The following is an 11,377-nucleotide window of genomic DNA, read 5'->3' as shown; positions in this document are numbered from 1 at the left end:
TCATAAAGATCAAAAAAACAGCAGGGCGTCAGCCGGCCCCTAATAGAATCAATGAAGAAATCACAGGTGTACCAGAAGTACGCTTAACAGGCATTGATGGTGAAGCTATTGGTGTGGTAAGCATCAGAGATGCTCAGAATTTGGCAGATGAAGCAGGTGTAGACCTAGTAGAAATCAGCCCAAATGCTGAACCTCCAGTATGTCGCATTATGGACTACGGTAAGTTCCTTTTTGATAAGGCTAAGTCAGCCAAGGAACAAAAGAAGAAGCAAAAGCAGGTCCAGGTCAAGGAAATTAAATTCCGTCCTGGAACTGACGAAAACGACTATCAGGTAAAACTACGCAACCTGATACGTTTTCTGGAAGACGGGGACAAAGCGAAGATTACGCTTCGTTTCCGAGGTCGCGAAATGGCACACCAAAACCTGGGTATGGATCTATTGAACCGTATCAAGGCTGATTTGGACGAGTATGCGGTTGTTGAATCTTTCCCGAAAATGGAAGGCCGACAAGCAATTATGGTGCTAGCGCCTAAAAAGAAATAAGTAGGGCAAAACTTAAAGTAGCAAAGGTCTATGGCCTTTGCTCGCCTTGCTTTTTATTAAACATCCCAATGCGGAGTTTTAGAAATGCCTAAAATGAAAACAGACAAGGGTGTAGCGAAGCGTTTTAAGAAAACCGCTAATGGTTTCAAACGCAAGCAAGCACACTTACGTCACATTTTGACGAAAAAAAGCACTAAACGTAAACGTCACTTACGTGCCAAATGTTTAGTATCAAAAGCTGACGTTCCAGCAATCGCGCGTCAATTACCTTACGCTTAATTTAGGAGATTAGAAAATGCCAAGAGTTAAGCGTGGTGTAACCGCTCGTGCTCGTCACAAGAAAGTTTTAAAACTAGCTAAAGGTTATTATGGCGCTCGTAGCCGTACTTACCGTGTTGCTGTTCAAGCAGTAACTAAAGCTGGTCAATATGCTTACCGTGACCGTCGTCAGAAAAAACGTCAATTCCGTCAACTTTGGATTGCACGTATTAATGCTGCTGCTCGTCAAAATGGTCTGTCTTACAGCCGTTTCATCAACGGTCTGAAAAAGGCGTCTATCGAAATCGATCGTAAGATTTTGGCTGACATCGCTGTATTCGATAAAGTTGTATTTGCAACTTTAGTTGAAAAAGCAAAAGAAGCGTTAAACTAAGAAATTAGTTTGTTGCTGTAGAGAAGGGACCATTTGGTCCCTTTTTTTGTGCGCCATTTTTGGCTTAACGAAATGATTTTACTTACCTAAGAACTTATATAAGTACTATATAAGTACTATATAAGTATTATATAAGTACTATCTAAGTGGTGCGGAATTAAGAATCGCAAAGGAAAGACATGTGCGTGCGTGAACAATGTCGATTGGCACAGCCCGCAAAAATTTTTGCTATTGCTTAACAATTTTGACCTAAAAAAATAGCAAGCTAAGCCTGCTATTCGTTGAAAAATCGAGTCTAGTTACTTTTTAGCGTCTAAATAACGCTCTGCATCGAGTGCGGCCATACAGCCTGTACCGGCAGAAGTAATAGCTTGACGATAATGTTGGTCCATCACATCACCACAGGCATAAACACCTTCGATACTGGTTTGCGTGGCGTTACCTTGCAAGCCACTCTGAACTTTTAAATAACCGTGGTTCATTTCCAACTGGCCTTCAAAAATACCGGTATTAGGGCTGTGACCAATGGCGACGAACACACCAGCAACGGCTAAGTCAGTGATCGAGCTATCTTTAGTGCTCTTCATCTTTAGACCTGTCACACCCATGGCATCACCAACCACTTCATCCATGGTTTGATCTAAGTGAAGGATGATGTTGCCATTGGCGACTTTGTCCATCAGACGGTCGATCAAGATTTTTTCTGAACGGAAGGTGTCACGGCGATGGATGAGGTGAACTTCAGCAGCAATATTGCTTAAGTACAGTGCTTCTTCAACGGCGGTGTTGCCGCCACCGATCACAGCGACTTTTTGATTGCGATAGAAGAAGCCATCACAGGTTGCACAGGCTGATACACCGCGACCTTTGAAAGCTTCTTCTGACTCTAACCCTAAGTAACGGGCAGAAGCGCCAGTTGCGATGATCAGCGCATCACAGGTGTACTCGCCGTTATCGCCTTTCAGACGGAAAGGGCGCTCGGTAAGGGTTACTTCGTTGATATGATCGAACAAGATTTCAGTATCGAACTTTTCAGCATGCTTCTGCATACGTTCCATCAAGGCCGGACCTGTTAAGTCGTCCGCGTCACCTGGCCAGTTTTCAACTTCAGTCGTCGTGGTTAATTGACCGCCTTGCTGCATACCTGTGATCATCACAGGTTTTAAATTCGCACGCGCAGCATAAACTGCTGCGGTATATCCTGCTGGGCCTGAACCCAAAATCAATAAGTTACAATGTCTGACCTGGCTCATTTTTATCTCCGTGCCTTTAGCAAATTGCAAGGATTGTAGGGAATTTACCTGTGGGGGTAAAGTGTTGGAGGGCGATTCTTTTAGATTGCACTAATCGAGTCCATCCGTTTTAGTATGGAGAGTGTCAGTTTTACTTTACTGTGAATAAATAGCTTAAGTGTGAACCACGGGATGAGCTTGTATAAATATGATGGTGCGATCGTAGTGGAGCCTATTTCTACCCAATAAAAAATCGGCCTCAATTGTATCGAGACCGATTTGAATTACATACTAAGTAAAGCCAGCTTAAATCCACATAAAAAGTTAAGTTAATTAAAACTTATACTAATAGTGTCGCAGGAGATGTGAACGCTAAGTTTAGGGCGTGAGCCACTTCCTTACACACCACTTTACCGTGCATGACGTTTAAGCCATTAAGAAAATGCTTGTCTTGCAACAGCGCTTCTTTATAGCCTAAAGTTGCTAACTTGAGAATGTACGGTAAGGTTGCATTGTTAAGCGCAAATGTTGAAGTACGAGCGACCGCACCAGGCATATTTGCAACACAGTAATGCACAACATCATCAACGATATAGGTAGGATCTTGGTGAGTAGTGGCATGTGAAGTTTCAACACAACCGCCTTGATCGATCGCCACGTCAACGATAGCGCTGCCAGGCTTCATACGTGAAATCATGCTACGAGTAACCAATTTGGGCGCCGCAGCACCTGGAATTAGTACACCACCGATCACAAGATCGGCCTCAATAACATGACGTTCAATTGCATCCGCAGTTGAATAAATGGCTTTTACAGCAGAACCGAATTGCACATTTAAACGACGTAGAGCATCAATACTGCGATCAAGCACAACAACATCAGCACCCATACCAACTGCCACTTGTGCTGCATTAGTACCAACCATACCGCCGCCAATAATGACGACTTTAGCAGGCTCAACCCCCGGTACGCCGCCCAATAACATACCGCGGCCACCAGAAGATTTCTCTAATGCCATAGCGCCAGCTTGGATTGACATACGACCAGCGACTTCAGACATAGGAGCAAGCAAAGGCAGGCCACCACGATCGTCTGTCACAGTTTCGTAAGCGATACATACGGCACCACTTTTGATTAAATCTTCAGTTTGCGGTAAATCTGGAGCAAGATGCAGATAAGTAAATAAAATCTGATCGTGACGCAATATAGCACGTTCAACTGCTTGAGGCTCTTTTACTTTTACAATCATCTGCGCTTTAGCAAAAACTTCAGCAGCAGTCGCTAAAATTGTGGCGCCAGCATCAATATAATCTTGATCTGAAAAACCAATACCTATGCCTGCATTTGTTTCAACAAAAACGTCGTGACCTTTGATCGCCAACTCGCGAACACTAGAAGGAACCATACCGACACGATATTCGTGGTTTTTAATTTCCTTGGGAACACCAATAATCATCTTTGAGCCTCAATTGCCTGAAATCCCACTTTTAATGGGCATAATTGTTATTTTATCGTGACCTGAACGTGATTAATTCAGGGATATCTAGTATAGTATCGGCGACGCAGTTTATGCTGCTGAACTTTCGGCATACGTAGAATAAAATGTTGTTTTAGTGATAAAGCAAGGTTAAATAAATGGCATATAATAAAAAGAGTCCTGTAAAAGACTTGGATCGCATCGATCGCAACATTCTTAATGAACTACAACTTGATGGCCGCATTTCAAATGTGGAATTGTCAAAAAGAGTCGGACTAAGTCCAACTCCGTGTTTAGAAAGAGTAAAACGTCTCGAAAAGCAAGGTTACATCAATGGCTATACCGCATTGGTGAATCCTCATTTCTTGGGTGCATCCCTACTGGTATTCGTGGAAATCACATTAAGCCGTGATACTCCCGAAGTGTTTGATAAGTTTAACCGCGCAGTGCAACTACTCGATGATATTCAAGAATGTCATCTGGTTTCAGGCGATTTTGACTACTTACTGAAAACTCGTGTTTCAGATATGTCGGCTTATCGTCGCTTGTTAGGTGAAACTTTATTGAAATTACCTTCAGTTTCCGACACGCGTACTTATGTTGTGATGGAAGAAGTTAAGCACACCAGTCGTGTAGCGATAAATCATCTACTCTCAGATATCTAAATTACCCTGATTGTTTGGTTTTACAATAAGGGGCTTAGGCCCCTTATTTATCAGTAACGTCGATATATTCATCTCATTTAACGCCTATTACTATTCGCCTTGTATTGCCCTTAAGTTTGCTAACTTAGGGCTTCTTTTTGTGGCATTTTTAAACAAATTTGTTAACGGAAGTGTTTGTGTAATAACTCATTCCTCCCTAAAAGCACACTAAAACACCTCAATAGACTAAATTTTGCCAATCATGACCAATTCTGTATAGAAAAACAGGCTAATGTGCTCCACATTTAGTGGGATTCTGGTATCGTTAGCCCACCTGTTTTCACTTTTATGGATTACGTCGTTTGTCTCAAGGAAATAGTGTACGCACGCTCACTGGCCTGCAACGTCTGCTGGAAGGCGGACTCATCATTTGTTGTGTTCTCGCCACTTATATTTTGCTCGCATTGACGAGTTTTAGTCCGTCTGATCCTGGTTGGAGTCAGTCGCATTTTCAAGGCGATATTAAAAACTGGACCGGAGCAGTAGGGGCTTGGATTGCCGATATTCTGTTATATTTCTTCGGCGTTACGGCTTATATCATGCCAATTATTGTCGCATCGACGGGTTGGTTATTGTTCAAACGTGCCCATCATTTACTTGAAATTGATTACTTTTCAGTGGCCCTGAGATTGATAGGATTTTTACTGATCATTCTAGGATTTTCTGCTTTGGCGAGCATGAATGCCAACAACATCTACGAGTTTTCGGCAGGCGGAGTGGCGGGTGATGTGATCGGTCAAGCCATGTTGCCGTATTTTAATAAACTCGGCACTACCTTATTACTGCTGTGTTTCTTGGGCTCAGGCTTTACGCTGTTGACTGGGATTAGCTGGCTGACTGTGGTCGAGAAAATCGGCTTAGTCTCTATTTGGATTTATAAAAAGTTAAAATTATTGCCGCAAGCGATGAAGCGTGAGCATGAAACCGAGGATACCCGTGGTTTTATGTCCGTGGTGGATAAGTTTAAACAGCGCCGTGAATCCCAATATGTGCTAGAAAAGCCCCCCATAGTTGAAAAGCCTAAGGTGCGTGAGCGTCATATTGGTCGTAGAGCTGAGATAACCCCAACGCTATATGCTGCCACTGATGATATGGTCATTGAACCAGAAGGTATTATTACTGAAACTGAGAATAATTCGTCGCCAAAAAACAAACTATCGGCGCTTGCAAAAATTCTGAGCTTGAATGGCAGTAAAAGTAAGAGTGCACAACGGGTTGAGCCACAAATCGATAATGATGATTTGGCCGCCCATGGCAATTTTGAAGCGCCACCTTGGTTAGCTGAACCTCAGCATTCAAATGCCGATGAGCAAGGTAGTGCCGATTTTAATTCGCATTCATTCGATCATGATGACAATGAGCCAGTGTTTAGCAGTCAAGCATTTACAGAAAATGAAGACGATGAAAGTCTCGGTTTTAGCGATGATGACGTCATTGATTTTGATACTAAAGTGTCAACAGGTGCAGTGAATCAAGCGCAGCGTAATAAGCAAGATCAAAAAGCTAAAATTGTCGATGGCATTGTGGTATTGCCAGGACAAGAAGACAAACCCGCACCGAAAAAACCGATGGATCCTCTGCCGAGTATTAACTTGCTCGACATACCTGACCGTAAGAAGAATCCGATCAGCCCAGAGGAATTGGATCAAGTCGCTCGCCTTGTTGAGCTTAAATTGGCCGATTTCAACATCATCGCCAATGTGGTGGGTGTGTATCCAGGCCCTGTGATCACACGCTTTGAATTAGAATTAGCGCCGGGCGTTAAAGCGTCAAAAATCTCTAATCTATCAAAGGATTTAGCTCGTTCATTACTGGCTGAAAGTGTGCGCGTGGTTGAAGTTATTCCGGGCAAGGCTTATGTCGGACTCGAATTGCCCAATAAATTCCGCGAAACCGTGTTTATGCGCGATGTGTTAGATTGTGCCGCCTTTACTGAGAGTAAATCCAACTTAACTATGGTGTTAGGCCAAGATATTGCTGGTGACCCAGTTGTTGTTGATCTTGGTAAAATGCCACATTTATTAGTAGCGGGGACTACAGGCTCTGGTAAGTCTGTGGGTGTAAACGTGATGATCACCAGCTTACTGTATAAGTCTGGCCCAGAAGATGTACGCTTTATCATGATCGACCCCAAAATGTTGGAATTGTCTGTCTATGAAGGTATTCCGCATTTGCTATGTGAGGTAGTTACCGACATGAAAGAAGCTGCCAATGCGCTGCGTTGGTGTGTCGGCGAGATGGAACGTCGCTACAAGCTGATGTCTATGATGGGCGTGCGTAACATCAAGGGTTATAACGCCAAAATTGCCGAAGCGAAAGCCAATGGCGAAGTGATTTTAGATCCTATGTGGAAGTCATCCGACAGCATGGAGCCTGAAGCGCCTGCGTTAGATAAGCTGCCATCGATTGTTGTCGTGGTCGATGAATTTGCTGACATGATGATGATTGTTGGTAAAAAAGTTGAAGAGTTGATTGCCCGTATTGCCCAAAAAGCGCGTGCAGCTGGCATACATTTGATCTTGGCAACCCAAAGACCGTCAGTGGATGTGATCACAGGTTTGATTAAGGCCAACATTCCCACACGTATGGCGTTTCAAGTGTCATCTCGTATCGATTCGCGCACCATTTTAGATCAACAGGGTGCCGAAACCTTGCTTGGAATGGGTGACATGTTATTTTTGCCACCGGGTACTGCGGTACCGAATCGTGTTCATGGTGCATTCGTTGATGATCATGAAGTTCACCGTGTCGTTGCCGATTGGTGCGCCCGTGGCAAACCGCAATATATCGAAGAAATTCTCAACGGTGCCAGTGATGGTGAACAAGTATTATTGCCTGGTGAAACCGCTGAATCAGACGAAGAATACGATCCGTTATACGATGAAGCAGTCGCCTTTGTGACTGAAACTCGTCGCGGCTCGATTTCAAGCGTACAGCGTAAATTTAAGATTGGTTATAACCGTGCAGCACGCATTATTGAACAGATGGAAGCACAAGGTATTGTTTCTGCTCAAGGCCACAACGGTAACCGTGAAGTCTTAGCGCCGCCAGCACCAAAACATTATTAAGCCGCGCTAAGGCGTAGCTTTGATACACCCAAGGGTTTACAGGGTAAGGAATAAAATGAAAAAACGATTATGCGCTGTGTTGTTAGCTTCACCTTTGCTATTTAGCGCGGCTGTGTTTGCCGATGATGCGCAGCAACTCAGGGAAAAATTGATTGGTACCGCGTCACTAAAAGCCGATTTCAAACAAACCGTAACAGACGTTAATAAAAAGGTTATTCAAACGGGGTCAGGCATTTTTGCCTTGGCGTATCCGAATCAATTTTATTGGCATTTAACCCAGCCCGATGAATCACAGATTGTCGCTGATGGTAAAGATTTGTGGATCTACAATCCTTTCGCCGAAGAGGTGGTCATCATGGATTTTGCTGAAGCAATCAATGCATCTCCCATCGCATTGCTCGTACACCGCGACGATGCGACTTGGTCACAGTATTCAGTGTCCAAGAAACAAGATTGCTATGAGATCAAACCTAAGGCGATTGATTCGGGCATATTGTCCGTCAATGTGTGTTTCAAAAATGCCCAGTTAGTCAACTTTAATGTTGCCGATGATAAAGGTAATTTAAGCCTGTTTGATTTAAGCAATCAACAAGCCATCACAAATAAAGACAAAGCCTTGTTCACCTTTGTGATCCCTGACAGCGTCGATGTTGATGATCAACGTCGTAAAGCAGCGCATTAGGCTATCGCGTGAGCAGTTTATCGTTTAATTTTGCGCCCGATTTTCGCCCCTTGGCCGCGCGCATGCGGCCAAGAACGATTGGCGAGTACATAGGTCAAGCCCATTTACTGGGTGAGGGCCAACCACTACGCAAAGCATTGGAAGCAGGGCGCGCCCATTCTATGATGTTGTGGGGACCGCCGGGCACAGGTAAAACAACCTTAGCCGAATTAATCGCACATTATTCAAATGCTCACGTTGAACGCATTTCCGCGGTCACCTCTGGTGTTAAGGACATTCGCGCCGCGATTGAGCAAGCAAAAGCCGTTGCAGAATCCCGTGGCCAACGTACCTTATTGTTTGTCGATGAAGTCCACCGATTCAATAAGAGTCAACAGGATGCTTTTCTGCCATTTATTGAAGATGGCACAGTGATCTTTATCGGCGCGACCACAGAAAATCCGTCTTTTGAAATCAACAATGCCTTACTCTCGCGGGCAAGAGTCTATCTTATCAAGCGCTTAAGCCATGATGAAATCGGCCATATAGTGACTCAAGCCTTAAACGATACCGAGCGCGGTTTAGGCCTACGACAATTTGTAATGCCAACCGATGTGCTCACCACATTGGCACAACTTTGTGATGGTGATGCCCGTAAAGCGTTAAATCTTATTGAGTTGATGAGTGATATGCTCATCGACGGTGGCACCTTTACCACTGAAATGTTAATTCAAGTGGCGGGGCACCAAGTTGCTGGTTTTGATAAGAACGGTGATCAGTTTTACGATTTAATCTCGGCTGTACATAAATCCATTCGCGGCTCAGCACCCGATGCCGCGTTGTATTGGTTTTGTCGAATATTAGAAGGCGGTGGCGATCCGCTTTACGTGTCAAGGCGCTTACTGGCGATTGCCTCTGAAGATGTGGGCAATGCCGATCCTGCGGCGATGACAATCGCACTGAATGCCTGGGATTGTTTTCACCGTGTTGGCCCCGCCGAAGGTGAGCGAGCGATAGCACAAGCCATTGTTTATCTTGCCAGCGCGCCGAAGAGCAATGCTGTGTATACCGCATTTAAGGCGGCGCGTGCGTTAGCTCGCGAAACAGGACAAGTCGAAGTGCCGCACCATTTACGCAATGCACCGACTCAGTTAATGAAAGACATCGGCATGGGAGCTGGGTATCGATATGCCCACGATGAAGCCAATGCCTATGCCAGTGGTGAAAATTATTTCCCCGAATCCCTGCAAACAGCACAGTTTTATTTTCCGACTGAGCGAGGGTTCGAGAAACGGATCAAAGATAAATTGGCGCAATTAGTCCAGTTAGATCAAGCCAGTGAGAACAAAAGATATGACTAACATCTTATTAGTGGCTTTCGGTGGGTCAATTGGAGCAGTTTTACGCTATCTTATTTCAATATTCATGATCCAAGTATTTGGCAGCAGTTTTCCTTTTGGTACACTGTTGGTTAATGTTATAGGTTCATTTTTTATGGGCGTAATTTACGCTCTGGGGCAAATGAGTCATATCAGCCCTGAACTCAAAGCGCTTATAGGTATCGGTCTATTAGGTGCTTTGACAACGTTTTCGACTTTCTCTAATGAAACCTTGTTGCTGATGCAAGAAGGGGATTGGCTGAAGGCGATTTTGAATGTGGTGTTGAATCTAAGTCTATGTTTATTCATGGTGTACTTAGGTCAACAACTGGTTTTTTCTCGCATTTAACTATTAAGAATATATCACATGTTAGATCCTAAATTTTTGCGCAACGAATTAGAAGTTACCGCTGAGCGACTGGCTACCCGTGGCTTTATTTTAGACATAGCTCATCTCATTCAATTAGAAGAAAAGCGTAAGTCACTGCAAGTGGCTACCGAAGAATTACAAGCGTCGCGTAATGCCATCTCCAAATCCATTGGCCAAGCTAAAGCCCGTGGTGAAGATGTTGACGCAATCATGGCGCAAGTGGGCGATTTAGGTTCACAGTTGGATGCCAAAAAGATTGAACTGGCCGCTGTACTTGAAGAAGTCAATGCCATTGCCATGTCTATGCCTAACCTGCCTGATGAATCAGTACCAATGGGTGCCGATGAAACAGAGAACGTTGAAGTGAGACGTTGGGGGACGCCACGCACTTTTGATTTCCCGATTAAAGATCATATCGATTTAGGTGAAGGCTTAAACGGCTTAGATTTTAAAAATGCCGTTAAAATTACTGGCTCACGTTTCATCGTGATGAAAGGCCAAGTCGCCCGCTTAAATCGCGCCATTGGTCAGTTCATGTTGGACTTACATACCACAGAGCACGGTTATACCGAAGCCTATGTGCCATTACTGGTTAACGAGGCAAGCTTACTCGGCACAGGCCAGCTACCTAAGTTTGGTGAAGACTTATTCCACACTAAACCTGCGACTGAAGAAGGCCAAGGCTTGAGCCTTATCCCAACCGCAGAAGTGCCATTAACGAACTTAGTTCGCGATAGCATTGTTGATGAAGACGAGCTGCCAATAAAGTTAACTGCGCATACTGCATGTTTCCGCAGCGAAGCGGGCTCATACGGCAAAGATACCCGTGGTCTGATCCGTCAGCACCAATTCGATAAAGTTGAAATGGTGCAAATTGTTAAGCCTGAAGATTCAATGGCGGCACTTGAAGCGCTGACTGGTCATGCTGAAACAGTGTTGCAGCGTTTAGGTTTACCGTATCGAACTGTGATTTTATGTACTGGCGATATGGGCTTTGGCTCAAGCAAAACCTACGACATCGAAGTCTGGTTACCAGCACAAAATACCTATCGTGAGATTTCTTCTTGCTCAAACATGAAGGATTTCCAAGCCCGTCGTATGCAAGCACGTTACCGCGTGAAAGCAGATAATAAGCCTGCGCTATTGCATACGTTAAACGGCTCAGGTTTAGCTGTAGGTCGTACTTTAGTGGCTATTTTAGAAAACTATCAAAATGCTGATGGTAGTATCACAGTCCCTGAAGTTCTGCGTCCTTACATGGGCGGTTTGACTCAAATAGGCTAATGGAA

The 11,377-nt window shown here is 44.3% G+C and carries 11 protein-coding genes; 9 read left to right on the top strand and 2 right to left on the bottom strand.

The window, feature by feature from the left end:
- The first annotated feature begins 2 nt into the window (after positions 1-2).
- From infC to rplT, 3 genes are all read left to right on the top strand, one after another.
- The gene (infC, locus tag CKQ84_RS19980) at positions 3-545 is read left to right on the top strand and encodes a translation initiation factor IF-3 (RefSeq protein ID WP_012089240.1); all 543 of its coding nucleotides are present in this window, start codon (positions 3-5) and stop codon (positions 543-545) included.
- An 84-nt stretch (positions 546-629) separates the two neighbouring features.
- Positions 630-824: a 50S ribosomal protein L35 gene (rpmI, locus tag CKQ84_RS19975; RefSeq protein ID WP_006081653.1), complete on the top strand. Its 195-nt coding sequence runs from the start codon at positions 630-632 to the stop codon at positions 822-824.
- Positions 825-840: 16 nt separating this feature from the next.
- The gene (rplT, locus tag CKQ84_RS19970; protein ID WP_006081652.1) at positions 841-1,197 is read left to right on the top strand and encodes a 50S ribosomal protein L20; all 357 of its coding nucleotides are present in this window, start codon (positions 841-843) and stop codon (positions 1,195-1,197) included.
- 299 nt (positions 1,198-1,496) lie between these two features.
- Here the strand turns inward: rplT and trxB are convergent, their stop codons facing one another.
- The gene (trxB, locus tag CKQ84_RS19965; RefSeq protein ID WP_105252502.1) at positions 1,497-2,450 is read right to left on the bottom strand and encodes a thioredoxin-disulfide reductase; all 954 of its coding nucleotides are present in this window, start codon (positions 2,448-2,450) and stop codon (positions 1,497-1,499) included.
- A 319-nt stretch (positions 2,451-2,769) separates the two neighbouring features.
- The gene (gene ald / locus CKQ84_RS19960; RefSeq protein WP_105252501.1) at positions 2,770-3,885 is read right to left on the bottom strand and encodes an alanine dehydrogenase; all 1,116 of its coding nucleotides are present in this window, start codon (positions 3,883-3,885) and stop codon (positions 2,770-2,772) included.
- A 179-nt stretch (positions 3,886-4,064) separates the two neighbouring features.
- Between ald and lrp the strand changes: the two genes are divergently transcribed.
- From lrp to serS, 6 genes are all read left to right on the top strand, one after another.
- Positions 4,065-4,571: a leucine-responsive transcriptional regulator Lrp gene (gene lrp / locus CKQ84_RS19955; protein WP_006081649.1), complete on the top strand. Its 507-nt coding sequence runs from the start codon at positions 4,065-4,067 to the stop codon at positions 4,569-4,571.
- Between the two features lie 341 nt (positions 4,572-4,912).
- The gene (locus CKQ84_RS19950) at positions 4,913-7,678 is read left to right on the top strand and encodes a DNA translocase FtsK (RefSeq protein ID WP_105252500.1); all 2,766 of its coding nucleotides are present in this window, start codon (positions 4,913-4,915) and stop codon (positions 7,676-7,678) included.
- A 55-nt stretch (positions 7,679-7,733) separates the two neighbouring features.
- The gene (gene lolA, locus CKQ84_RS19945; protein WP_028759940.1) at positions 7,734-8,360 is read left to right on the top strand and encodes an outer membrane lipoprotein chaperone LolA; all 627 of its coding nucleotides are present in this window, start codon (positions 7,734-7,736) and stop codon (positions 8,358-8,360) included.
- Positions 8,361-8,368: 8 nt separating this feature from the next.
- Positions 8,369-9,700, top strand: a complete 1,332-nt coding sequence (locus CKQ84_RS19940; protein ID WP_105252499.1) for a replication-associated recombination protein A — start codon at positions 8,369-8,371, stop codon at positions 9,698-9,700.
- The gene (crcB, locus tag CKQ84_RS19935) at positions 9,693-10,067 is read left to right on the top strand and encodes a fluoride efflux transporter CrcB (RefSeq protein ID WP_028759942.1); all 375 of its coding nucleotides are present in this window, start codon (positions 9,693-9,695) and stop codon (positions 10,065-10,067) included. The genes CKQ84_RS19940 and crcB overlap by 8 nt, the downstream gene beginning before the upstream one ends.
- Positions 10,068-10,085: 18 nt before the next feature.
- Positions 10,086-11,372, top strand: a complete 1,287-nt coding sequence (gene serS / locus CKQ84_RS19930) for a serine--tRNA ligase (protein WP_028759943.1) — start codon at positions 10,086-10,088, stop codon at positions 11,370-11,372.
- Positions 11,373-11,377: the final 5 nt, after the last annotated feature.

Source organism: Shewanella sp. WE21, from assembly GCF_002966515.1.
GTDB classification, from domain to species: domain Bacteria; phylum Pseudomonadota; class Gammaproteobacteria; order Enterobacterales; family Shewanellaceae; genus Shewanella; species Shewanella oncorhynchi.
This window is presented reverse-complemented; position numbering and strand designations above follow the sequence as displayed.

What these genes read in the sequence shown, in the direction of transcription:
- rpmI (WP_006081653.1), top strand. Translation starts at nt 630, where the DNA reads ATGCCTAAAATGAAAACAGACAAGGGTGTAGCGAAGCGTTTTAAGAAA.
- rplT (WP_006081652.1), top strand. Translation starts at nt 841, where the DNA reads ATGCCAAGAGTTAAGCGTGGTGTAACCGCTCGTGCTCGTCACAAGAAA.
- trxB (WP_105252502.1), bottom strand. Translation starts at nt 2,450, where the DNA reads ATGAGCCAGGTCAGACATTGTAACTTATTGATTTTGGGTTCAGGCCCA.
- ald (WP_105252501.1), bottom strand. Translation starts at nt 3,885, where the DNA reads ATGATTATTGGTGTTCCCAAGGAAATTAAAAACCACGAATATCGTGTC.
- lrp (WP_006081649.1), top strand. Translation starts at nt 4,065, where the DNA reads ATGGCATATAATAAAAAGAGTCCTGTAAAAGACTTGGATCGCATCGAT.
- lolA (WP_028759940.1), top strand. Translation starts at nt 7,734, where the DNA reads ATGAAAAAACGATTATGCGCTGTGTTGTTAGCTTCACCTTTGCTATTT.
- crcB (WP_028759942.1), top strand. Translation starts at nt 9,693, where the DNA reads ATGACTAACATCTTATTAGTGGCTTTCGGTGGGTCAATTGGAGCAGTT.
- serS (WP_028759943.1), top strand. Translation starts at nt 10,086, where the DNA reads ATGTTAGATCCTAAATTTTTGCGCAACGAATTAGAAGTTACCGCTGAG.